Source organism: Streptomyces avicenniae, assembly GCF_000719135.1.
Taxonomy (GTDB): domain Bacteria; phylum Actinomycetota; class Actinomycetes; order Streptomycetales; family Streptomycetaceae; genus Streptomyces; species Streptomyces avicenniae.
The window spans coordinates 78,769-102,003 of the sequence record NZ_JOEK01000014.1 but is presented as its reverse complement, the minus strand read 5'-3'; the positions used below and the strand labels follow the sequence as shown (position 1 = coordinate 102,003).

The 23,235-nt window shown below is 72.7% G+C and carries 19 protein-coding genes and 1 pseudogene; 13 read left to right on the top strand and 7 right to left on the bottom strand.

From position 1 onward, the window contains the following. Window positions 1-23: 23 nt before the first annotated feature. From uvrC to pgi, 10 genes are all read left to right on the top strand, one after another. Window positions 24-2,015, top strand: a complete 1,992-nt coding sequence (gene uvrC, locus IF27_RS23450) for an excinuclease ABC subunit UvrC (RefSeq protein ID WP_052851726.1) — start codon at window positions 24-26, stop codon at window positions 2,013-2,015. A gap of 67 nt (window positions 2,016-2,082) precedes the next feature. Beyond that, entirely contained in the window at window positions 2,083-3,036 is a 954-nt protein-coding gene (gene rapZ / locus IF27_RS23445; protein WP_223291184.1) for an RNase adapter RapZ, read from the top strand. A gap of 2 nt (window positions 3,037-3,038) precedes the next feature. Continuing rightward, on the top strand, window positions 3,039-4,094 hold the full coding sequence (locus IF27_RS23440) for a gluconeogenesis factor YvcK family protein (protein WP_052851725.1): 1,056 nt from the start codon (window positions 3,039-3,041) through the stop codon (window positions 4,092-4,094). Further along, window positions 4,085-5,062, top strand: coding sequence for a DNA-binding protein WhiA (gene whiA / locus IF27_RS23435; RefSeq protein ID WP_052851724.1), 978 nt, complete (start codon window positions 4,085-4,087; stop codon window positions 5,060-5,062). The genes IF27_RS23440 and whiA overlap by 10 nt, the downstream gene beginning before the upstream one ends. A 187-nt stretch (window positions 5,063-5,249) precedes the next feature. Then, window positions 5,250-6,254 (top strand): type I glyceraldehyde-3-phosphate dehydrogenase, encoded by a 1,005-nt coding sequence (gene gap / locus IF27_RS23430; RefSeq protein WP_052851723.1) that lies wholly within the window; start codon window positions 5,250-5,252, stop codon window positions 6,252-6,254. 71 nt (window positions 6,255-6,325) lie between these two features. Then, window positions 6,326-7,534, top strand: coding sequence for a phosphoglycerate kinase (locus IF27_RS23425; protein WP_052851722.1), 1,209 nt, complete (start codon window positions 6,326-6,328; stop codon window positions 7,532-7,534). A gap of 79 nt (window positions 7,535-7,613) precedes the next feature. Next, on the top strand, window positions 7,614-8,369 hold the full coding sequence (gene tpiA / locus IF27_RS23420) for a triose-phosphate isomerase (protein WP_052851860.1): 756 nt from the start codon (window positions 7,614-7,616) through the stop codon (window positions 8,367-8,369). 123 nt (window positions 8,370-8,492) lie between these two features. Then, window positions 8,493-8,723 carry a preprotein translocase subunit SecG gene (gene secG, locus IF27_RS23415; RefSeq protein WP_052851721.1) on the top strand — a complete coding sequence of 77 codons (231 nt, stop codon included), beginning with the start codon at window positions 8,493-8,495 and terminating at the stop codon, window positions 8,721-8,723. A gap of 107 nt (window positions 8,724-8,830) precedes the next feature. Further along, the gene (locus tag IF27_RS23410) at window positions 8,831-9,166 is read left to right on the top strand and encodes an RNA polymerase-binding protein RbpA (RefSeq protein ID WP_079032138.1); all 336 of its coding nucleotides are present in this window, start codon (window positions 8,831-8,833) and stop codon (window positions 9,164-9,166) included. Window positions 9,167-9,390: 224 nt separating this feature from the next. Further along, complete coding sequence (gene pgi, locus IF27_RS23405; protein ID WP_052851720.1) at window positions 9,391-11,025, top strand: glucose-6-phosphate isomerase; 1,635 nt, start codon at window positions 9,391-9,393, stop codon at window positions 11,023-11,025. 74 nt (window positions 11,026-11,099) lie between these two features. On the opposite strand, the gene pgl is transcribed toward pgi, so the two are convergent. The 5 genes and pseudogenes from pgl to tkt form a co-directional block, all read right to left on the bottom strand. Beyond that, complete coding sequence (gene pgl, locus IF27_RS23400; RefSeq protein ID WP_052851719.1) at window positions 11,100-11,843, bottom strand: 6-phosphogluconolactonase; 744 nt, start codon at window positions 11,841-11,843, stop codon at window positions 11,100-11,102. Beyond that, complete coding sequence (gene opcA, locus IF27_RS23395) at window positions 11,840-12,979, bottom strand: glucose-6-phosphate dehydrogenase assembly protein OpcA (RefSeq protein ID WP_052851718.1); 1,140 nt, start codon at window positions 12,977-12,979, stop codon at window positions 11,840-11,842. Before opcA ends, pgl begins: the two co-directional genes overlap by 4 nt. Continuing rightward, a pseudogene (locus IF27_RS23390) lies at window positions 12,976-14,401 on the bottom strand (glucose-6-phosphate dehydrogenase). The gene opcA and the pseudogene IF27_RS23390 overlap by 4 nt, the downstream one beginning before the upstream one ends. A 7-nt stretch (window positions 14,402-14,408) precedes the next feature. Then, entirely contained in the window at window positions 14,409-15,530 is a 1,122-nt protein-coding gene (gene tal, locus IF27_RS23385; RefSeq protein ID WP_052851717.1) for a transaldolase, read from the bottom strand. A gap of 35 nt (window positions 15,531-15,565) precedes the next feature. Then, window positions 15,566-17,644 (bottom strand): transketolase, encoded by a 2,079-nt coding sequence (gene tkt / locus IF27_RS23380; protein ID WP_052851716.1) that lies wholly within the window; start codon window positions 17,642-17,644, stop codon window positions 15,566-15,568. A gap of 381 nt (window positions 17,645-18,025) precedes the next feature. Here tkt and IF27_RS23375 point away from each other — a divergent pair, with 381 nt between their 5' ends. From IF27_RS23375 to IF27_RS23365, 3 genes are read left to right on the top strand one after another with little or no spacing between them, the layout of a single operon-like run. Next, a complete protein-coding gene (locus IF27_RS23375; protein WP_420822047.1) occupies window positions 18,026-18,967 on the top strand; it encodes a heme o synthase in 942 nt (313 codons plus the stop codon). A 40-nt stretch (window positions 18,968-19,007) separates the two neighbouring features. Further along, window positions 19,008-19,403 (top strand): hypothetical protein, encoded by a 396-nt coding sequence (locus IF27_RS23370; protein WP_190233081.1) that lies wholly within the window; start codon window positions 19,008-19,010, stop codon window positions 19,401-19,403. A 40-nt stretch (window positions 19,404-19,443) separates the two neighbouring features. After that, window positions 19,444-20,487: a hypothetical protein gene (locus tag IF27_RS23365; RefSeq protein ID WP_052851856.1), complete on the top strand. Its 1,044-nt coding sequence runs from the start codon at window positions 19,444-19,446 to the stop codon at window positions 20,485-20,487. Between the two features lie 13 nt (window positions 20,488-20,500). Here the strand turns inward: IF27_RS23365 and IF27_RS23360 are convergent, their stop codons facing one another. Both IF27_RS23360 and IF27_RS23355 read right to left on the bottom strand, forming a co-directional pair. Continuing rightward, window positions 20,501-22,156, bottom strand: a complete 1,656-nt coding sequence (locus tag IF27_RS23360; protein WP_223291183.1) for an alpha/beta hydrolase — start codon at window positions 22,154-22,156, stop codon at window positions 20,501-20,503. A gap of 71 nt (window positions 22,157-22,227) precedes the next feature. Next, window positions 22,228-23,223 carry a COX15/CtaA family protein gene (locus IF27_RS23355; protein ID WP_223291182.1) on the bottom strand — a complete coding sequence of 332 codons (996 nt, stop codon included), beginning with the start codon at window positions 23,221-23,223 and terminating at the stop codon, window positions 22,228-22,230. Window positions 23,224-23,235: the final 12 nt, after the last annotated feature.

Here is a 23,235-nt window from a genome sequence, read left to right as displayed (position 1 = left end):
ACCCGGGCAGTAGGGTTGCCGTCATGGCCGACCCTTCCAGCTACCGCCCGAAGCCGGGCGAGATCCCCGACTCGCCGGGCGTCTACCGCTTCCGCGACGAGCACCGCCGGGTCGTCTACGTCGGGAAGGCCAAGAGCCTGCGCCAGCGGCTCTCCTCCTACTTCCAGGACCTGACCAACCTCCACCCCAGGACCGCCACCATGGTCACCACGGCGGCCTCCGTGGAGTGGACCGTCGTCTCGACCGAGGTCGAGGCGCTCCAGCTGGAGTACTCCTGGATCAAGGAGTACGACCCCCGGTTCAACGTCAAGTACCGGGACGACAAGAGCTACCCCTCGCTCGCCGTCACCATGAACGAGGAGTTCCCCCGCGTCCAGGTCATGCGCGGCCCCAAGCGCAAGGGTGTGCGCTACTTCGGCCCGTACGGTCACGCCTGGGCCATCCGCGAGACCGTCGATCTCCTCCTGCGCGTCTTCCCCGTCCGCACCTGCTCCTCCGGCGTCTTCAAGCGGGCGGGCGCGATGGGCCGCCCCTGCCTGCTCGGCTACATCGACAAGTGCTCCGCCCCCTGCGTCGGCCGTATCACCCCCGAGGACCACCGCGAGCTGGCCGAGGAGTTCTGCGACTTCATGGCAGGTCGCACCGGCGCCTACCTGCGCCGCCTCGAAGAGCAGATGCACGAGGCCGCGGAAGAGCTGGAGTACGAGCGCGCGGGCCGCCTCAGGGACGACATCGGGGCCCTGCGCCGCGCGATGGAGAAGAACGCCGTCGTCCTCGCCGACGCCACCGACGCCGACCTGATCGCCCTCGCCGAGGACGAGCTGGAGGCCGCCGTCCAGATCTTCCACGTCCGCGACGGGCGGGTCCGCGGCCAGCGCGGCTGGGTCACCGACAAGGTCGAGCAGATCTCCACCGCGGAACTGGTCGAGAGCGCGCTCCAGCAGCTGTACGGCGAGGAGCGCGGCGAGGGCGTCCCCCGGGAGGTCCTCGTCCCCGCCCTGCCCGACCCGGCCGAGCCGGTGGCGGACTGGCTGACCGTACGGCGCGGCTCCCGCGTCAGCCTCCGCGTCCCGCAGCGCGGCGACAAGCGCGACCTGATGACCACCGTCGAGCGCAACGCGCAGCAGGCGCTCGTCCTGCACAAGACGAAGCGCGCCTCCGACCTCACCACCCGCTCCCGCGCCCTGGAGGAGATCGCCGACGCCCTCGGCCTCGACTCCGCACCGCTGCGCGTCGAGTGCTTCGACATCTCGCACCTCCAGGGCGACGACGTCGTCGCGTCCATGGTCGTCTTCGAGGACGGGCTCGCCCGCAAGAGCGAGTACCGCCGCTTCCAGATCAAGGGCTTCACCGGCCAGGACGACGTCCGCTCGATGCACGAGGTGATCTCGCGCCGCTTCCGCCGCTACCTGCGCGAGCGCGAGCGGACCGGCGAATGGGCCGTCGAGGAGCGCGAGCCCGACCAGGAGGCGGACGGCGGGACGCCCGGCTCCCTGCGCGACGATGAGGGCCGCCCCCGGCGCTTCGCCTACCCGCCGCAGCTCGTCGTCGTGGACGGCGGGCAGCCCCAGGTCGCCGCAGCCCGCCGCGCGATGGACGAGCTGGGCATCGACGACGTGGCCGTCTGCGGCCTCGCCAAGCGGCTGGAGGAGGTGTGGCTCCCCGGCGAGGACGACCCGGTCATCCTGCCCCGCTCCAGCGAGGGCCTGTACCTGCTCCAGCGGGTACGTGACGAGGCCCACCGTTTCGCGATCCGCTACCAGCGCGGAAAGCGGTCACAATCGATCAGGAGAAGTCCCCTCGATGCCGTGCCCGGCCTCGGGGAGACCCGCAAGAAGGCCCTGCTCAAGCACTTCGGCTCGGTCAAGCGGCTGCGCGCCGCCACACCCGAGGAGATCGCCGAGGTGCCCGGCATAGGCCCCAGGACCGCCATGACGGTCGCCGCCGCCCTCGCCGAGGGCGCGCCGACCGCACCCGCGGTCAACACCGCCACCGGCGAGATCATCGACGACTGATCCCGGCGGCAGGAAACCGTACCCACCCGACGCACACACGCCGAAGACAGGCGGGGGAAACCGCACCATGGACGCACACACCGGAGACCAGGAACAGACCGCCGCCCCGCCGGAGCAGCCGGGCACCGCGCCCGTGGCCGGGCTCACCGAGGAACTCATCACCACACCCGAACTCGTGATCATCTCCGGCATGTCCGGCGCGGGCCGCAGCACCGCCGCCAAGTGCCTGGAGGATCTCGGCTGGTTCGTGGTGGACAACCTGCCGCCCGCCCTCATCCCCACGATGGTGGACCTCGGCGCACGCTCCCAGGGCAACGTCGCCCGCATCGGGGTCGTCGTGGACGTCAGGGGCCGCAGCTTCTTCGACAGCCTCCGCGAGTCGCTCACCGACCTGGAGGCCAAGGGCGTCACCCGGCGGATCGTCTACCTGGAGGCGTCGGACAACGCCCTCGTCCAGCGCTTCGAGTCGGTCCGCCGCCCCCACCCGCTCCAGGGTGACGGGCGCATCGTGGACGGCATCGCCGCCGAGCGCGACCTGCTGCGCGAACTGCGCGGCGACGCCGACCTCGTCATCGACACGTCCGCGCTCAACGTGCACGAGCTGCGCGCCAAGATGGACGCCCAGTTCGCCGGGGGCGACGAGCCCGAACTGCGGGCCACCGTCATGTCCTTCGGCTACAAGTACGGGCTGCCTGTGGACGCCGACCACGTCGTGGACTGCCGCTTCCTGCCCAATCCGCACTGGGTCCCCGAGCTGCGCCCGTTCACCGGCACCAGCGAGGAGGTCGCCGGGTACGTCTTCAACCAGCCGGGCGCCAAGGAGTTCCTCGACCGCTACTCGGAGCTGCTGAGCCTCATCGCGACCGGCTACCGCCAGGAGGGCAAGCGCTACGTGACCATCGCCGTCGGCTGCACGGGCGGCAAGCACCGCAGCGTCGCCGTCTCCGAGCGGCTGGCCCGCAGACTCGCCGCCGAGGGCATCGAGACCGTGGTCGTCCACCGGGACATGGGGCGCGAATAGGAATGCCACGCAAGGGCGTCCGGCAGGCCCGGACAGCGGGGAGCCGCGACCGCGGCCGGCGTACCGCCCGGCCCCGGCTCGGCCGCGGCCGGGGCGCCCAGCCCAAGGTCGTCGCGCTCGGCGGCGGCATGGGCCTGTCGGCCTCGCTCACCGCGCTGCGCCGCATCACCGGCGACCTGACCGCCGTCGTCACCGTCGCCGACGACGGCGGCTCCAGCGGGCGGTTGCGCGACGAACTGGGCGTCCTGCCGCCCGGCGACCTGCGCAAGGCGCTCGCCGCCCTGTGCGGCGACGACGAGTGGGGCCGCACCTGGTCCGAGGTCGTGCAGCACCGCTTCAAGAGCGAGGGCGCGCTGCACGACCACGCCGTCGGCAACCTCCTGATCGTCGCGCTGTGGGAACAACTGGGCGACCACGTACGCGCCCTCGACCTGGTCGGCAAGCTCCTCGGCGCGCACGGCCGGGTGCTGCCCATGTCGGCGGTGCCCCTCGACCTGGAGGCCGAGGTACGCGGCCACGACCCGCGGCTGCCCGACGCGCTCAGCCGGGTGCGCGGCCAGGCCACCGTGGCGCTGACGCCCGGCGAGGTCAGGCAGGTCAACCTCGTCCCGGCCGATCCCCCCGCCGTGCCCGAGGCGGTCGAGGCCGTCCTGGACGCCGACTGGGTGGTCCTCGGCCCCGGTTCGTGGTTCTCCTCGGTGATCCCCCATCTGCTGGTCCCCGAACTGCTCGACGCCCTCACCCGTACCAAGGCGCGCCGGGTCCTGTCGCTCAACCTCGCACCGCAGCCCGGTGAAACTGATGGGTTCTCCCCGCAGCGTCATGTGGAGGTTTTGGTACAACACGCCCCTAAACTCGCCTTTGACGTGGTGCTGGCAGACCAGGCCGCCGTGCGGGACCAGGAGAGTCTGCGTGAGGCCGCCGAACGGCTGGGGGCCGGAGTGCAGCTGGCACCCGTGGCCGCACCGGACGGCACCCCCCGGCACGACCCGGAGCTGCTGGCCGCCGCGTTCGACCGTATTTTTCGGATGCATGGAAGGATCGGCCCATGGCGATGACGGCTGCGGTGAAGGATGAGATCTCCCGGCTTCCCGTCACCCGGACCTGCTGCCGCAAGTCGGAGGTGTCCTCGATCCTGCGGTTCGCGGGCGGGCTGCACCTGGTCAGCGGGCGGATCGTGATCGAGGCCGAGCTGGACACCGGGATCGCCGCACGGCGGCTGCGCCGGGACATCCTGGAGATCTTCGGCCACTCCTCCGACCTGGTGGTCATGGCGCCGGGCGGGCTGCGGCGCGGCAGCCGTTACGTGGTGCGGGTCGTCGCGGGCGGCGACCAGCTGGCGCGGCAGACGGGTCTGGTGGACGGCCGCGGCCGTCCGATCAGGGGCCTGCCACCGCAGGTCGTCTCCGGCGCCACCTGCGACGCCGAGGCCGCGTGGCGCGGCGCGTTCCTGGCGCACGGATCGCTGACCGAGCCCGGCCGTTCCTCCTCGCTTGAGGTCACCTGCCCGGGACCCGAGGCGGCCCTCGCGCTGGTGGGGGCCGCCAGGCGGCTCCAGATCGGGGCCAAGGCCCGCGAGGTCCGCAGCGTGGACCGCGTCGTGGTCCGCGACGGCGACGCGATCGGCGCCCTGCTGACCCGGCTCGGCGCCCACGAGTCCGTGCTCGCCTGGGAGGAGCGCCGGATGCGGCGCGAGGTGCGCGCCACCGCCAACCGGCTGGCCAACTTCGACGACGCGAACCTGCGCCGCTCCGCCCGCGCGGCCGTGGCGGCGGGCGCGCGCGTCCAGCGGGCGCTGGAGATCCTCGGGGAAGAGGTCCCCGACCACCTGGCCGCCGCGGGACGGCTGCGCATGGAGCACAAGCAGGCGTCACTTGAGGAACTGGGCGCGCTCGCCGAGCCGCCGCTCACCAAGGACGCCGTCGCGGGCCGCATCCGCCGCCTCCTGGCGATGGCGGACAAGCGCGCGCAGGACCTGGGGGTCCCCGGCACGGAGTCGAACCTGACCGAGGAGATGGTGGGCTGACGGACCGCCCGGCGGCCCGTGCGCCCGCCACCGGGACGGCCGTTCCGCCCCGCGTTTCCGGGGCCTGACACGGCTGGCCGGTGTCAGCTCCCGGAGCGCGGCGCGGTAGGGTCGTCCGTGGTCGGGGACATCCCATACAGCATCGCCGGTATCAGTTCCGCCGGCGTACCAACGAGGAGATCGGTTCGTGACGATCCGCGTAGGAATCAACGGCTTTGGCCGTATCGGTCGCAACTACTTCCGCGCGCTCCTTGAACAGGGGGCGGATGTCCAGATCGTCGGTGTCAACGACCTGACCGACAACGACACCCTGGTCCACCTGCTGAAGTACGACAGCATCCTCGGCCGCCTCAAGGAAGAGGTCAGCCACACCGACGACACGATCACGGTCGGCGGCCACACGTTCCGGACGTTCGCCGAGCGCGACCCGGCCGCCCTGCCCTGGGGCGAGGTCGGCGCCGACATCGTCATCGAGTCCACCGGCATCTTCACCAAGCGCGCCGATGCCGCCAAGCACCTGGCCGCCGGCGCCAAGAAGGTCCTGATCTCCGCGCCCGCCAAGGACGAGGACCTCACCGTCGTCGTGGGCGTGAACCAGGACCAGTACGACCCGGCCAAGCACGACGTCATCTCCAACGCCTCCTGCACCACCAACTGTGTGGCGCCGATGGCCAAGGTCCTCGACGAGAGCTTCGGCATCGTCAAGGGTCTGATGACGACCGTCCACGCGTACACCAACGACCAGCGCATCCTGGACTTCCCGCACAAGGACCTCCGCCGCGCCCGCGCCGCCGCGATCAACATCATCCCGACGACGACCGGCGCCGCCAAGGCCACCGCCCTGGTCCTCCCGCAGCTCAAGGGCAAGCTGGACGGCATCGCCCTGCGCGTCCCGGTCCCCACCGGCTCCGTCACGGACCTGGTCGTCGAGCTGGACCGCGAGGTCACCAAGGACGAGGTCAACGCCGCGTTCAAGTCGGCCGCCGAGAGCCAGCTCAAGGGCATCCTGGAGTACACCGAGGACGCGATCGTCTCCTCGGACATCGTCAACTGGCCCGCCTCCTGCACGCTCGACTCCTCGCTCACCATGGCGCAGGGCAAGCAGGTCAAGATCGTCGGCTGGTACGACAACGAGTGGGGCTACTCCAACCGCCTCGTGGACCTGACGGTCTACGTCGGCGAGCGGCTCTGACCGGTCCCCTCCAGCAGGGCTCGCAGCACCGCGCTGCGGGCCTTGCGCCACTTCAGGAGTCAACGAGAACCATGAAGACGATCGATGATCTCCAGGTCGCGGGCCGCCGGGTCTTCGTCCGCGCCGACCTGAACGTCCCGCTCTCCGGCGGGGCCATCACCGACGACGGCCGTATCCGCGCCGTCGTCCCGACGATCTCCGCGCTCGCCGCCGCGGGTGCGCGGGTGGTCGTCGCCTCGCACCTCGGCCGCCCCAAGGGCGCGCCCGACCCGCAGTACTCCCTCGCGCCCGTCGCCCGGCGGCTCGGTGAACTCCTCGGCAAGGATGTCGCGTTCGCCACCGACACGGTGGACGACGGCGCGCGCGCCACCGTCGCCGCGCTGGCCGACGGCGAGGTCGCCCTGCTGGAGAACCTCCGGTTCAACCCGGGCGAGACCAGCAAGGACGACGCCGAGCGCGGCGCGTTCGCCGACCGCCTCGCCGCCCTCGCCGACCTGTACGTCGGGGACGGCTTCGGTGCCGTGCACCGCAGGCACGCCTCGGTCTACGACCTCCCTGCCCGGCTGCCGCACGCGGCCGGTGGGCTCATCGCCACCGAGGTCGGCGTCCTGCGCAAGCTCACCGAGGACGTCGCCCGCCCCTACGCCGTCGTCCTCGGCGGCGCCAAGGTGTCCGACAAGCTCGCCGTCATCGGCCACCTGCTCCAGCGCGCCGACCGCATCCTGGTCGGCGGCGGCATGGTGTACACGTTCCTCGCGGCGCAGGGCCACCAGGTCGGTGACTCGCTGCTCCAGGAGGATCAGATCCCGGCGGTCCAGGAGTACCTGCGCGAGGCCGCCGAGCGCGGCGTCGAGTTCGTGCTGCCGGTGGACGTCGTGGTCGCCAAGGCGTTCCCCGACCTCGGGACGAAGGCGTCGGCCGACCCCCAGGTCGTGGCAGCCGACGCGCTGACCCCGGGCGTGATGGGCCTCGACATCGGCCCCGAGACGCGGAAGCTGTACGCGGCGAAGCTCGCCGACGCCGCCACCGTGTTCTGGAACGGCCCGATGGGCGTCTTCGAGCACCCGGAGTTCGCCGAGGGCACCAGGGCCGTGGCCCAGGGCCTGCTGGACAGCCCGGCCTTCACGGTCGTCGGCGGCGGCGACTCGGCCGCCGCGGTGCGCATTCTGGGCTTCGACGAGACGGCGTTCGGTCACATCTCGACCGGCGGCGGCGCGAGCCTGGAGTACCTGGAGGGCAAGGAACTGCCCGGCCTCGCCGCCCTGGAGGACCCGGCGTGACGCGGCGGACACACGGCGCGAAGGCGCACGGCGAAGTGACGAGAGAAGGTACGGCGTGACCGGCGGACGCATCCCGCTCATGGCGGGCAACTGGAAGATGAACCTCAACCACCTTGAGGCCATCGCCCATGTCCAGAAGCTCGCCTTCGGCCTCACGGACAAGGACTACGAGGCGGTGGAGGTCGCGGTGCTGCCGCCCTTCACCGACCTGCGGACCGTCCAGACCCTGGTGGACGGCGACAAGCTGAAGATCAGGTACGGCGCGCAGGACATCTCCGCCTACGACTCCGGCGCCTACACCGGCGAGGTCTCGGGGCCGATGCTGGCGAAGCTCCAGTGCGCGTACGCCGTCGTCGGCCACTCCGAGCGCCGCCAGTACCACGCCGAGGACGAGGCCGTCTGCAACGCCAAGGTGAAGGCGGCCTACCGCCACGGGATCACCCCGATCCTGTGCGTCGGCGAGCCGCTTGAGGTGCGCAAGGCGGGCACGCACGTCGCGCACACCCTGGCCCAGCTCGACGGCGGTCTCGCGGACGTCCCGGCCGAGCAGGCCGCGTCCGTCGTGATCGCCTACGAGCCGGTCTGGGCGATCGGCACCGGCGAGGTCGCCACCCCCGAGGACGCGCAGGAGGTCTGCGGCGCGATCCGGGCACGGCTCGCCGAGCTGTACGACGCCGAGCTGGCCGACGGTGTGCGCATCCAGTACGGCGGCTCGGTCAAGGCGGCGAACGTCGCGGCGATCATGGCGCAGCCGGACGTGGACGGCGCGCTCGTCGGCGGGGCCGCGCTGGACGCGGACGAGTTCGTCAAGATCGTCCGGTTCCGCGACCAGTAGGGGTCGCTGTACGCTGTCCGGGGTCGGTGGGAACGGCACGACCGCGCCCCCCGGCCCCGTGGCGCCGGTCACCCCGGTAGCCACGTCGAATGTCCGTCCGTTGGTGAGAGAGTTGGTTCAGTCGTGGAAACGGCGTTCCAGATCGCGCTGATCATCTTCAGCTTCCTGTTGGCCCTCCTCGTGCTCATGCACAAGGGGAAGGGCGGCGGCCTCTCCGACATGTTCGGCGGTGGCATGCAGTCCTCGGTGGGTGGTTCGTCCGTCGCCGAGCGCAACCTCGACCGGATCACCGTGGTCGTCGCCCTCGCCTGGGCGGGGATCGTCGTGGTGCTCGGTCTGCTCATGCGGTCCTGACCGCGGCCGGGCCCGTGCCCCGAAGTCAGTAACTCCCAGCACTGGACGTGCGTTGAGCCTTGCATAGACTGAGGACTTCGCAGGATGGCAGGCAGGGAGTTACGACCGTGGCAGGTGGCAACGCGATCCGGGGCAGCCGGGTCGGGGCGGGGCCCATGGGTGAGGCCGAGCGCGGCGAGTCCGCGCCCCGGCTGAGGGTCTCCTTCTGGTGCGCGAACGGGCACGAGACACAGCCCAGCTTCGCCAGCGACGCACAGATTCCGGATACCTGGGACTGTCCGCGCTGCGGCTTCCCCGCGGGCACGGAACGCGACGCGCCCCCGGCGCCGCCGCGCACCGAGCCCTACAAGACGCATCTGGCGTACGTCCGCGAGCGCCGCAGCGACGCCGACGGTGAGGCGATCCTCGCCGAGGCCCTGGCCAAGCTGCGGGGCGAGATCTAGCGGCACACGCCCCGGAGGACCCGGGTGCCGGCTCACGTGGCCGGCGCCCGGGTCCTCCGTGGTTTGCCCCACGCGGCGCTTTCCCGGATACGCGCAGGTCAGCGGGTGTTTCCGCCTGTCAGGGCGCGGCGGTGGCCCGGTGCGGGGGAGCCAGTGTGCGGGCCCGCGCCGGTGATCGGCTAGCGTGCGGCGCAGTGTCCTGCATGCATGGATAGAGGCGGATCATGAGGCTCGATCAGACGGCGGAGTGGCGTGCCCTCGCGGAGCACCGGAGCGCGCTCGGGGAGGTACGGCTGCGCGAGGTGTTCGACGCCGACCCCAGCCGCGCCGAACGGTACGGGGTCGCGGTCGGCGATCTCCATCTCGACTACGCGAAGCAGCTCGTCACCGACGAGACGCTGGGGCTGCTGCTGCGGCTCGCCGAGGCGACGGGGGTCGCCGGTCTGCGGGACGCGATGTTCCGGGGCGAGAGGATCAACGTGACGGAGGGGCGTGCCGTGCTGCACACGGCGCTGCGTGCCCCGCGTGACGCGGTGGTGGAGGTGGACGGGGAGAACGTCGTCCCGCGCGTCCACGCGGTGCTGGACCGTATGGCTGAATTCTCGCGCCGGGTCAGGACGGGGGAGTGGACCGGGCACACCGGGCGTCCGATCAGGGCCGTGGTCAACATCGGCATCGGCGGCTCGGACCTCGGCCCTGCGATGGCGTACGAGGTGCTGCGCCCCTACGCCGACCGCGGGCTGACGCACCGGTTCGTCTCCAACGTGGACGGCGCCGACCTGCACGAGGCCCTGCGGGACCTGGACCCGGCGCAGACGCTGTTCGTCATCTCGTCGAAGACGTTCACGACGATCGAGACGATCACCAACGCGACGTCGGCGCGGCAGTGGCTGCTGGACGGCCTCGGCGCCGGGCAGGAGGCCGTCGCCCGCCACTTCGTCGCCGTCTCGACCAACGCGGAGCGTGTCGCGGACTTCGGTATCGACACGGCGAACATGTTCGAGTTCTGGGACTGGGTCGGCGGGCGGTACTCGTTCGACTCGGCGATCGGTCTGTCGCTGATGATCGCGATCGGTCCCGATCATTTTCGGGAGATGTTGGACGGCTTCCGTACGGTTGACGACCACTTCCGTACGGCGCCGTTCGCGGAGAACGCGCCCGTGCTGCTGGGGCTGCTGGGCGTCTGGTACGGGGCGTTCTTCGACGCGCAGGCGCACGCCGTGCTGCCGTACAGCCACTACCTGTCGCGGTTCACGGCCTATCTCCAGCAGCTCGACATGGAGTCCAACGGCAAGTCGGTCACACGTGAGGGTGAACCGGTGAGCTGGCAGACGGGGCCCGTCGTCTGGGGCACGCCGGGCACGAACGGGCAGCACGCGTACTACCAGCTGCTGCACCAGGGCACCAAGCTCATCCCCGCCGACCTCATCGGCTTCGCCCGGCCGGTCGGCGAGCTGTCCCCCGCGCTGCGGGACCAGCACGACCTGCTGATGGCGAACCTCTTCGCCCAGGGCCAGGCGCTGGCCTTCGGGAAGACGGCGGACGAGGTGCGGGCCGAGGGCGTCGCGGAGGAACTGGTGCCGCACCGCACGTTCCCCGGTGACCGGCCGACCACGACCATCCTGGCCACCGAGCTGAGCCCGTCCGTGCTCGGGCAGCTGATCGCGCTGTACGAGCACAAGGTGTTCGTCCAGGGCGCGATCTGGGGGATCGACTCGTTCGACCAGTGGGGTGTGGAGCTGGGCAAGGTGCTCGCCAAGCGCGTCGAGCCCGCGCTCACCGAGGGCGCCGACGTCCCCGGCCTCGACCCGTCCACCGCCGCCCTCGTCGCGCGCTACCGCCGCCTGCGGGGCCGCTGAGCACGGCCACGCGAACGCCCCCCGCGCCTGACGGGCGCGGGGGGCGTCCTCGTGTGAGGCCAGGGGTGCCGCCGTCAGACGGCCCCGCGCAGCCCGGAGGCCGCCGCCACGTCCACGAGCCACAGCGTCCGCGACAGGCCGAACGCGCCCGCCGCGGGTGCGCGCAGCTCGCCCGGGTCGGAGAAGGCCGTCGCCACCGCGTCCGCCTTGTCCTCGCCCGCCGCGAGCAGCCACACCTCGTGCGCCGTGCGGATGGCGGGGAGCGTCAGCGAGACGCGGGTCGGCGGCGGCTTGGGCGCGTCGCGCACGGCCACGACCGTCCGCTCCGTCTCCCGCACGCCCGGCAGGCCGGGGAACAGCGACGCCACGTGCGTGTCCGGGCCGACGCCGAGCAGCAGCACGTCGAACGGCCCCGGGGTGGCCGCCAGCTCCGCCGCGTACGCCTCCGCCGCCGCCTCGGGGTCCGCGCCGTACGGCCCGTCCGACGCGGGCATCGGGTGCACCCGGTCAGGATCGAGCGGCACGGCGTCCAGCAGCGCGGCGCGCGCCTGCGTGTGGTTGCGCTCCCCGTCGTCCTGCGGCACGAAGCGCTCGTCGCCCCACCACAGGTCGATCCGGCCCCAGTCCACCGCGTCCCTGGCGGGCGAGGCGGCCACGGCGGACAGCAGCCCGTTCCCGTTCCGCCCGCCCGTGAGGACGACGGAAGCGGAGCCCCTGGCGGCCTGCGCGTCCACGATCCTGGTGATCAGCCGGGCCGCCACCGCCTGGGCCATGAGGTCCTTGTCGCGGTGGACGACCAGCTCGCGTGTCACGCTCATGCGGCGGGCTTCCCGTTCTTCCCGTTCTTGCCGTCCGCCTTCGGCTTCGGCTTCGCCGCCCTGCCCGCCGCCTTCGTGGGCGACGCGCGGGGCACCGGGGCCTTGGTGGACGTCGTCGCGGGCGCCTTGGCCACCGCCTTCGCGGGGGTACGCGTGCCCGTCGGCTCCGCCGCAGGCGGGGGCGCCGCCACGTCGGCCGCCGAGGCGCCAGGGGGCGTGTTCAGACGGCCGAGACCGTGCCGCACCGTCCCCGCGTACGCCTCGTCGGGGTCCAGGCGGCGCAGCTCCTCGGCGATCAGCTCCGCCGTGGAACGGCGGTGCAGCGCCACGTGCCGGTCCGGCTGGCCCGGCACGGCGAGGGTGGCCAGCGCGCCGTCCGGCCGGTCGAGGCAGATCACGCCGTCCGCGGTGGTGAGCCGCACCGCCGTGATGCCGGGACCCTCGGAGACGACGCGCCCGACCGTCACGTCGAGACGCTCGGCGAGCCACAGCGCCAGCAGCTCGGTGCTGGGGTTGTACTCCTCGCCCTCGACCTCGGCCGCCGTCACCTTCGTGTGCTTCTGGTCGAGCGCCGCCGCGAGCACGCTGCGCCAGGGCGTGACGCGCGTCCACGACAGATCGGTGTCGCCCGGCGCGTACACCTCCGCCCGCGCCACCAGCGCGGCCACCGGGTCCTCGGTGGCCGCCGCGTCGGTGATCCTGCGCTGCGCCAGGGTGCCGAGCAGGTCGTCCGCCGGGTGGGCGGGCGCCTCGTCCGGCCACCAGACGACGACGGGCGCGTCCGGCAGCAGCAGCGGCAGCACGACGCTGTAGGCGTGCCCCGACAGCTCGCCGTGCAGCCGCAGCAGGACGGTCTCGCCGTTCCCCGCCTCGCCGCCCACGCGGACCTCGGCGTCCAGCCGCGCCCCCGCGCGCTCCCTGGGGGAGCGCCCCGGCCGCTTGATGACGACCAGGATGCGCGAGGGGTGCTCCTTCGACGCCTCGCTCGCCGCCTTGAGGGCGTCGTAGTGGTTGCCCTCGTCGGTGACGATGACGAGGGTCAGCACCATGCCGACCGCCGCCCCGACCGAGCGGCGGCCCTGGACGAGCGCGGTGTTGATCCGGGCGGACGTCGTGTCCGTGAGGTCGATGTTCATGGGCGGCGCCAGCTCCGTCCGTCGCGTGCGAGCATCTCGTCGGCCTCCGCCGGGCCCCACGAACCGGCGGCGTACGGGGCCGGTCGTCCGTGCCGCGCCCAGAAGGACTCGACCGGGTCGAGGATCTCCCAGGAACGCTCGACCTCCTGGTGGCGGGGGAAGAGGTTGGCGTCGCCGAGGAGGACGTCGAGCAGCAGGCGCTCGTACGCCTCGGGGCTGGACTCGGTGAAGGACTCGCCGTACGCGAAGTCCATCGTGACGTCGCGGATCTCCATCTGCGTGCCGGGCACCTTGGAGCCGAAGCGCACGGTCACGCCCTCGTCCGGCTGGACGCGGATGACCAGCGCGTTGTGCCCCAGCTCCTGCGTCTCCGTCGCGTCGAACGGCGAGTACGGCGCCCGCTGGAAGACCACGGCGATCTCCGTCACGCGCCGCCCGAGCCGCTTGCCCGTGCGCAGGTAGAACGGCACCCCGGCCCAGCGCCGGTTGTCGATCTCCAGCTTCACCGCCGCGTAGGTGTCGGTCACCGACTGCGAGTCGATGCCCTCCTCCTCCAGGTAGCCCGGCACCTTCTCGCCGCCCTGCCACCCGGCCGTGGAGGAGGTGGTTCTGGATGACGTCACGCGCGGAGCCGATGCCGTCGTAGTACCCGGCACGCCCGCCGATGCCGATGTCCTCGGCCATGGTGATCTGGACATGATCGACATAACCCCGGTTCCAGATCGGCTCGAACATCGTGTTGGCGAACCGCAGCGCCAGGATGTTCTGGACCGTCTCCTTCCCCAGGTAGTGGTCGATCCTGAACACCTCGGCCGGCGGGAACACCTCGTGGACGATCTGGTTCAGCTCCTGCGCCGACTCCAGGTCGCGGCCGAACGGCTTCTCGATCACCGCGCGCCGCCACGAGCCCGACGGCGGGTCGGACAGCCCGTGCCGCTTGAGCTGCTGCACCACCGTGGGGAAGAACTTCGGCGGCACCGACAGGTAGAACGCGAAGTTCCCGCCCGTGCCGTGCTCCTTGTCCAGCTCCTCGATGCAGTTGCGCAGCTTCCCGAACGCCTCGTCGTCGTCGAAGTTGCCGGGGACGAACCGCATCCCCTCGGCCAGCTGCCGCCACACCTCCTCGCGGAACGGCGTGCGCGAGTACCGCTGCACCGAGTCGTGCACGACCTGGGCGAAGTCCTCGTCCTCCCAGTCGCGGCGGGCGAAGCCCACCAACGAGAAGCCCGGGGGCAGCAGCCCGCGGTTCGAGAGGTCGTAGACGGCCGGCATGAGCTTCTTGCGCGAGAGGTCACCGGTGACGCCGAAGATCACCAGGCCGGAAGGCCCGGCGATCCTCGGCAGCCGCCGATCCTGCGCGCTGCGCAGCGGGTTGGTGAACCCGTCCCGCGCCCGCGTGCGGTGCTTCGGGCTGTCGCTCACCCGTCCGTCAGCCCTTCCCGGTCCCGGCGAGGCGCTCCAGCTCGGCCTTGGTGGAGTCCAGCAGGCCGTTCCACGCGGTCTCGAACTTCTCCACGCCCTCGTCCTCCAGGACCTGCACGACGTCGTCGTAGGAGACGCCGACCCCGGCCAGCGCGTCCAGGTCCGCGCGGGCCTCCTCGTACGTGCCGCGGATCGTGTCGCCGGTGATCTCGCCGTGGTCCTCGGTGGCGCGCAGCGTCGGCTCCGGCATCGTGTTGACGGTGCCTGGCGCGACGAGGTCGGTCACGTACAGGGTGTCCTTGTACGCCGGGTCCTTGACGCCGGTGGAGGCCCACAGGGGCCGCTGGGTGTTGGCCCCGGCGCGGGACAGTGCCTGCCAGCGGTCGGCGGCGACGACGTCCTCGTACGCCTGGTACGCCAGCCGCGCGTTCGCCACGGCCGCCTTGCCCTTCAGCTTCAGGGCCTCGGGGGTGCCCGCGGCGTCGAGCCGCTTGTCGATCTCGGTGTCCACGCGGGACACGAAGAACGACGCGACCGAGTAGATCGTGGACAGGTCCAGGCCCCGGGCCTTCGCCTGCTCAAGACCGGTCTGGTAGGCGTCCATCACCTCGCGGTAGCGCTCCAGCGAGAAGATCAGCGTCACGTTCACGCTGATGCCGCGCCCGATCGTCTCGGCGATCGCCGGGAGACCGGCGCGGGTCGCGGGGATCTTGATGAACGTGTTGGGCCGGTCCACCAGCCAGGCGAGCTGCTTGGCCTCGGCGACGGTCGCCTCGGTGTCGTGCGCCAGCCGCGGGTCCACCTCGATGGAGACCCGGCCGTCGAGACCGCCGGTGGCCTCGTACACCGGGCGCAGCACGTCGGCGGCGTCCCGTACGTCGGCGGTGGTGATCATGCGCACCGCCTCCTCCACCGTGACCCGGCGGGCGGCGAGGTCGGACAGCTGCTCGTCGTAGCCCTCGCCCTCGGAGATCGCCTTCTGGAAGATGGAGGGGTTGGTCGTCACACCCACCACGTGCTGCTGGTCGAGCAGTTCGCCGAGGTTGCCCGAGGAGATCCGGCCGCGCGACAGGTCGTCCAGCCAGATCGCCACACCCTCGTCGGAGAGGCGCTTGAGTGCGTCGGTCATGAGAATCGCATCTCCTGCTTGTCGGTGTATCGGTGTCAGCGCTCGGCGGCCGAGAGGGCTTCCCGCGCGGCCTGCGCGACCGCCTCCGGGGTGATGCCGAACTCGCGGTACAGGGTCTGGTAGTCGGCCGAGGCACCGAAGTGTTCGAGCGACACCACACGCCCCGCCCCGCCCACGTAACGGTGCCAGGTCAGCCCGATGCCCGCCTCGACCGCCACGCGGGCGGCGACGGCCGGGGGCAGCACACTGTCCCGGTACGCCTCGTCCTGCTCGTCGAACCACTCGGCGCACGGCATCGACACGACGCGCGTGGGCACGCCCTCGGCCTGGAGCGCCTCGCGCGCGGCCACGGCCAGGTGCAGCTCGGAACCGGTGCCGATGAGCACGACGCGGGCCGCGCCGCCCTCGGCCTCGGTGTGGACGTAACCGCCCTTGGCCGCCGCGTCGTTCGGCGCGTACGTCGGCACGTTCTGCCGGGTCAGGGCGAGACCGTGCGGCGCGGGGGCCCTGCCGTGGCGCTCCAGGATCTCGCGCCAGACGATCGACGTCTCGTTCGCGTCGGCCGGGCGCACGACGTTGAGGCCCGGGATGGCACGCAGCGCCGCCAGGTGCTCGACGGGCTGGTGCGTCGGCCCGTCCTCGCCCAGACCGATCGAGTCGTGCGTCCACACGTACGTCACCGGCAGCTTCATCAGCGCGGCGAGCCGCACGGCGGGGCGCATGTAGTCGGAGAAGACGAGGAACGTGCCGCCGTAGATCCGCGTGTTGCCGTGCAGCGCGATGCCGTTCATCGCCGAGCCCATGGCGTGCTCGCGGATGCCGAAGTGCACGGTGCGGCCGTACGGGTCGGCCTCGGGCAGCGGGTTGCCCGTGGGGAGGAAGGACGAGGAGGCGTCGATCGTCGTGTTGTTGGAGCCCGCGAGGTCGGCCGAGCCGCCCCACAGCTCGGGCAGCACGCCGCCGAGCTTCTTCAGCACCTCGCCCGACGCCTTGCGCGTGGCGACCTGCGAGCCCGCGTCGAAGACCGGCAGCGCCTTCTCCCAGCCGTCGGGCAGCTCACCGGCGCGCACCCGGTCGAACTCGGCGGCGCGCTCCGGGTTGGCCTCGCGCCAGGCGGTGAACCGCTTGTCCCAGGCCGCGTGCTCCTCACGGCCGCGCTCGACGGCCAGCCGCGCGTGCGCGAGGACGGCGTCGTCCACGGCGAAGTCGGCGTCGGGGTCGAACCCGAGGACGCGCTTGGTGGCCGCGACCTCATCGGCGCCCAGCGCCGAGCCGTGCGCCGCCTCGGTGTTCTGCGCGCTCGGGGCGGGCCAGGCGATGATGGAGCGGGCGGCGATGAGGGACGGACGCCCCGTCTCCGCGCGGGCGGCGGTGAACGCCTCGTACAGCGCGGCCGGGTCGAGGTCGCCGCTCTCCTTCGGCGCTACGCGCTGGACGTGCCAGCCGTACGCCTCGAAGCGGCCGAGGACGTCCTCGGAGAAGGCCGTCGCCGTGTCGCCCTCGATGGAGATGTGGTTGTCGTCGTACAGCAGGACGAGGTTGCCCAGCTTCTGGTGCCCCGCCAGGGAGGCGGCCTCGGCGGCCACGCCCTCCTGGAGGCAGCCGTCACCGGCGACGGCCCAGACGGTGTGGTCGAAGGGGGACGTGCCCGGCTCCGCCTCGGGGTCGAACAGGCCGCGCTCGTAGCGGGCGGCCATGGCCATCCCCACGGCGTTGGCGACGCCCTGGCCGAGCGGCCCCGTGGTGGTCTCGACGCCGACGGTGTGCCCGTACTCCGGGTGGCCCGGCGTCCGGCTGCCCCAGGTGCGGAAGGACTTGAGGTCGTCGAGGGTCAGGCCGTACCCGGCCAGGTAGAGCTGGATGTAGAGCGTCAGGCTCGTGTGGCCGACGGACAGGACGAAACGGTCGCGGCCGGTCCAGTCCGGGTCCGACGGGTCATGGCGCATGAGCTTCTGGAACACCAGGTAGGCCGCCGGTGCCAGGCTCATGGCCGTGCCGGGGTGACCGTTGCCGACCTTCTGGACGGCGTCCGCCGCGAGGACACGGGCGGTGTCCACGGCGCGTTCGTCCAGGTCGGTCCATTCGAGGTCTGAGGTGGTCGCCTTGCTGCTCACCCTGCGTCAGGGCTCCTCTCCGCGTCTGTCAGGGCCGGTGACGGGACCGCTCCGCCTGGCGGCGGAGTGACGGCTCACCGGGCCGGTCCGAGCCTACCTCCGGCCCTTCCGCCACCTGGCGGCGAGAGGGTACCCGACGACGCTTCCAGGGTGCCCCGGATCGGCCCGTCCGGCACGCCGGGTGGGCCCCGCCCGCGGTCGGCCGCGCCGGGGCCGGATGGGGGGCCCGGCGACAAGCCGCGTAATCCGGGCGTCTAGAGTGACGGGGTGTACGCGAAGTCCCACCCGGCGGTTCACCGGACCGCATTCGCGTCTGCGCAGCTCTCCGCAGCGCAACCTTTCACTGGTAATTCCGCCGATGTCGTACAACCAGGGGTGTCCGTGACGGCCGTCGATTCCCGTCCCGTGGCAGAACGCCGGCAGGGCTCAGACCACGTGACCGCGGGAGCCCGGGTCAAGGCGTTCGTCGCGCTGACGAAGCCGCGCATCATCGAACTGCTCCTGATCACGACCGTGCCCGTCATGTTCCTCGCGGAAGGCGGCGTCCCCGACCTGTGGCTGGTGCTCGCCACCTGTGTCGGCGGCTACCTGTCGGCGGGCGGCGCCAACGCGCTGAACATGTACATCGACCGTGACATCGACGCGTTGATGGATCGCACCCGCAACCGTCCGCTCGTCACCGGTGTCCTGCGTCCCGCCGAGGCGCTGGTCTTCGGGATGTCGCTCGCCGTCGTCTCGACGCTCTGGTTCGGGCTGCTCGTCAACTGGGCGTCCGCCGCCCTGTCGCTCGGTGCGCTCCTCTTCTACGTGGTCGTCTACACGATGCTCCTGAAGCGACGCACGTCACAGAACATCGTGTGGGGCGGCATCGCGGGCTGCCTCCCGGTCCTCATCGGCTGGTCCTCGGTCACCGGCACGCTGTCGTGGGGTGCGGCCGTCCTCTTCCTCGTCATCTTCTTCTGGACGCCGCCGCACTACTGGCCGCTGTCGATGAAGGTGAAGGAGGACTACGCGCGGGTCGGCGTCCCGATGCTGCCGGTCATCGCGGCGAACACCGTGGTCGCCCGCCAGATCGTCGTCTACAGCTGGATCATGGTCGGCGTCTCCCTGCTGCTGTGGCCGCTCGGCTACGCGGGCTGGTTCTACACGGCGGTCGCCGCGGCGGCGGGCTGCTGGTGGCTGTGGGAGGCGCACGCGCTCCAGGCCAGGGCCCGGGCGGGCGTGCGGGGCGCGAAGCTGAAGGAGATGCGGCTGTTCCACTGGTCGATCACCTACGTCTCGCTCGTCTTCCTCGCCGTCGCCCTGGACCCGTTCATCAGCTGACCCCGCGCCCGCCCGGCTACCGGGCAGTAGCATGAGGCGTATGGCTGACACCGGTGAGAACACCCCGGCCCCGGCCGGGACGCCAGCGGAGACCGCCGCCCCCGTGGGGGACGGCGGCGGGACCGGCCGCCGCGTCGCGCGGCTCGCGAAGCGCGTACGGTCCTTCGCCGCCGCCCACGGCGGCGCCGCCGGGACCGAGGGGCAGATCGCGTACCTCGGCGCGCGCGGCCACCGTCTCGTCCTCGTCGGCGCGGACGGCGCCTGGGGCGACGTGGTCGCGCCCAGCAGGGCCGACCTGGCCGACGCCGCGGAGGCGGCGGGCGTCACGCTCCGCGAGGCGCTGGACGGCGAGACGGCCGCGCGGCTGCGCACGGGGCCCTACGAGTGGTCCCGCATGGCGGGCATACAGATCGGCGGAGGGCGGCACACCGCCTGAGCCCCGACACCTGGGAGTGGTTTCGCACGTTATGGGGGACATGCGCGCAACGCCCCTCGTGGACCAGTACAGCCACGGCGTGCTCCACGGCGAGCTGGGGCTCGGTGCCTTCACCCGCCGCCTCGCCGCGGCGACCGGTGTGCCGGAGGGAGCCGGGCGGGACGGCCCCCTCGACGCGGGGGCGGGCGGCGCGCTGCTCCGGCACTGCGCGCCGCTGCTCGGTCTCGACCCGGACACCCCGGCCGTGCGGTACCTCGCGCGACGGCGCGAGCTGGGCGCGTACGCGGCCGGTCGCCTGCTGCTGCGCGGCAGTGGCATCCGCGTCTTCCTGCTGGCCGAGGGCGCGGGCCCCGGCGGCACGGACGGCGGCGACGGCGGGGAGCTGACCGGGCCGGGCGACATGGCCTCGGCGGCCGGAGGCGCCGCCCACCCGCTCGCCGGGCTCGCCGCGCTCGCCGAACGGGCCGCCCTCGCCGCGGGCTCGCCCCGCGCCTTCCTCGACCGGGCCGCCGAGGCACTGGTCGCGGCGGCCCGTGACGCCGCCGCGTTCGTCTGCGCCGCCGACGGGCTCGCGGGCGGCGGCCTGCCCGAACCCACCGCCGTACGGCGGGCGGCGGCCCGCTGGCTCGCCGACCCACGGCGGCCCAGGCGCCCCGAGCCCACGCTGACCTCGCACCTGCTGTGGGGCGCGCTGGCCACCGGACGGCCCGTCCAGCTGCACTGCGACGACCCGCTGCCGCTCACGCCGCTGCTGCACGCGACGGCCGGGGCCGGGACCCTCGTCCTGCTCCCCGGCCGCGCCCACCACGGCGCGGCGGCGCGGCTCGCCGCCGTCTTCCCGCACGTCCACGCCGACGCCGGGCCCGACCCGGCGGACGCCCTCGCGCAGGCGCCGCCCGGCAAGCTCCTCTTCTCCACCGGCGCGGGGACGCTCCCCGAGCTGCACCTCGTCCGTGCGCGGGGGTTCCTGCGGGCGATGCAGGCGGCGCTCGACGGCCTCCCCGCCGCCGAGGCCGCGCGGATCGCCCGGCAGGTCGCCGGAGGAACCGCGCGGCAGGTCTACCGGCTGGGCGACGCGCCGTAGCGCGCCTCCCGGGTCACCCGCAGCGCGTGCCGTCCTCCGGCACGGTGCCCTCCAGCAGATGCGCGTTGACCGTCCCGACGACGCACTCGTCGCCCGTCGTGTACGCGCTGTGGCCCTCGCCGTCGTAGCTGAGCAGCGGCGCGACGTCCGGGCCGCCGATGGCCTCCTGCATGCGGGCCGCGCCCTCGTACGGCGTGGCCGGGTCGCCGGTCGTGGCGACCAGCAGGACGGGCGAGGCCGCGTCGGGCGCGCCGTACTCGGGCCGCTCCGTCTCCGCGGCGGGCACGGGCCAGTCGCCGCAGCCGGTCAGGCCCCACATCATCATCTCGCCGAAGACGGGGGAGAGGGCGAGGAGTTCGTCCTCGTGCTCCCTGGCCTCCTCCACACTCATGCCGGACGCCGGGTCGTCGGCGCACTGGATCGCGGTGAAGGCGTCGCCCTGGTTGCTGTAACGGCCCTGGCTGTCACGCCCGTTGTAGAAGTCGGCCAGGAGGAGCAGGAGGTTGCCCGTGCCCTGGAGCGTGACCTCCTGGAGGCCCTGGGTGAGGTACTGCCAGGCCTCCTCGGAGTAGAGGGTGGAGAGGATGCCGGTCATGGCCAGGCCGGAGGTCAGCTCGCGCCCGTCCGGGTCCGAGGTCGGCAGGGGGGCGTCCTCCAGGGAGTCCAGGAGGTCGGTGATCACCGCGCCGCCCGCCGCCGGGTCGGTGCCGGTGGGGCAGTCGGCGCCCTCGTGCTCGGCGCAGTCCGCGAGGTAGTGGTCCAGCGCCAGCTGGAAGCCCTCGGTCTGGAGGCCGACCTGGGTGAGCACGTCGGGCGAGGGGTCCACCACGGCGTCCAGGACGGTGCGGCCGACCGTGCCGGGGAAGAGGTGGGCGTAGACGGCGCCGAGCTGCGTGCCGTACGAGATGCCGAAGTAGTGCAGCCGCGCGTCGCCGAGGACATGACGCAGCACGTCCATGTCGCGCGCGGCGTTCGCGGTGGAGACGTGGGGCAGGAGATCGCCCGCGTTGCGCTCGCAGGCGGCTATGTACGCGGCGTCCTGCGCGTCGGCCTCGGCCAGCTCCGCCGCGGTCTCCGGCGGGCCGGTGTCCTCCTGCTGCTGCTCGTCCACGGCCTCGGCGTCGAGGCAGACGACGCCCGCGCTCTCGCCGACCCCGCGCGGGTCGAAGCTCACCAGGTCGTAGCCGCCGTCACGCAGCGCCTCGTACTCCCCCTCGAACGCGGGCAGCGTGGCGACGCCGGACGCGCCGGGGCCGCCGAAGTTGAAGACGAGGGAGCCGATCCGCTCGTCGGCGGGGGCGGTGGTGGCCGCGCGTATCAGGGCTATGCCTATCGTCCCGCCGTCCGGCTCGTCGTAGTCGAGCGGGACGGTGAGGGTCGAGCACTCCCAGTCCTCGCCGGGGGCCGTGCCCGTTCCCGTGCCCTGGATCGGGGTCGGCTCCTGGCAGGTCTCCCAGGACAGCTCCTGGAGCCCTATCGCGTCGGGCAGGCCCTCGTAGCTCTCCGTGGACCCCGTGGACGCGGCGTCCGTGGGCCGCACGCCTCCGGGCCTGAGGGTGTCGTTCGTGCAGGCGCCGACGAGCAGGGCGACGGCCGCGACCGCGGCGAGGGCCGCCGCCGCGCGTCCCGGACGGCGGCCCCTGTGTGCGAACGGCGTACGTGTCTTCACATTTTTCATGGGAGACAGACCGTACCGCCGAGCACTGACAGTCACTCCGGCGGGTGGCGCCGGGAGGCCCGTCAGGCGGTCGCGGGGACCCGCGGTTCGGCGGCCGTGCCGCTGTCCTCGCCAGGACCGGGCGCGGACGCCGTGGCGTCCCCCCGGTCGCGGACCGCGAGCAGCAGGCGCAGCGTGGCCACCCAGACCAGGCACGCGCCCAGTATGTGCATCCCCACCAGGAGCTCGGGCTCGTCCAGGAAGTACTGCGTATAGCCGATCACGCCCTGGCTGAGCAGCACGATCAGCAGGTCACGGGCGCGGGCCCGCGTGACGCTCGACGCGTCCAGCAGCCGCAGCGCGACGACCAGGGCGACCGTGCCGAGCACCACCACCCAGGCGGCGCCCGAGTGCAGGCGGGTCACGGTGTCCCAGTCGAACGGCATGCGCTCGATGTCGCTGTCGTCGCCCGCGTGCTTGCCGCTGCCCGTCACCGCCGTGCCGACGACGACGAGCACCGCGCCCGCGGCGGTCAGCGCCATGATCGCGCGCCGTACCGGCACTCCGACGAGCGGCCGGGGCGGGACGTCGCCCTCCCGCGACCTGATCCAGCCCAGCGTGGTCACGGTGAGCAGGGCCATGGCGGCGAGGAAGTGCGCCGCGACGATGAACGGGTTCAGCTCGGTGAGCACCGTGACCCCGCCGAGGACGCCGTTGCCCATGACCACGCAGAACTGCGCCCAGCCCAGACGGGTCAGCTCCCGGCGGCGCGGCTTCGCGCAGCGGGCGGCGACGATGAACCAGCCCACGGCGGCCGAGACCACGTACGCCATCATCCGGTTGCCGAACTCGATGGCGCCGTGGAGGCCCATCTCCCGCGTGGCGACGAGGCTCTCGTCGCTGCACCGTGGCCAGGTGTCGCAGCCGAGCCCCGAGCCGGTCAGCCGCACCGCGCCGCCGGTCACGATGATGACCACGCTCATGACGAGCGCGGTGGTGGCCGCGCGCCGGACGGTCCTCGGGTGGGGGGTCCAGCGTTCCGCGACGTACGCGAGGGGGTTTCGCACCGCTTTCAGCACCCGGCCATCGTA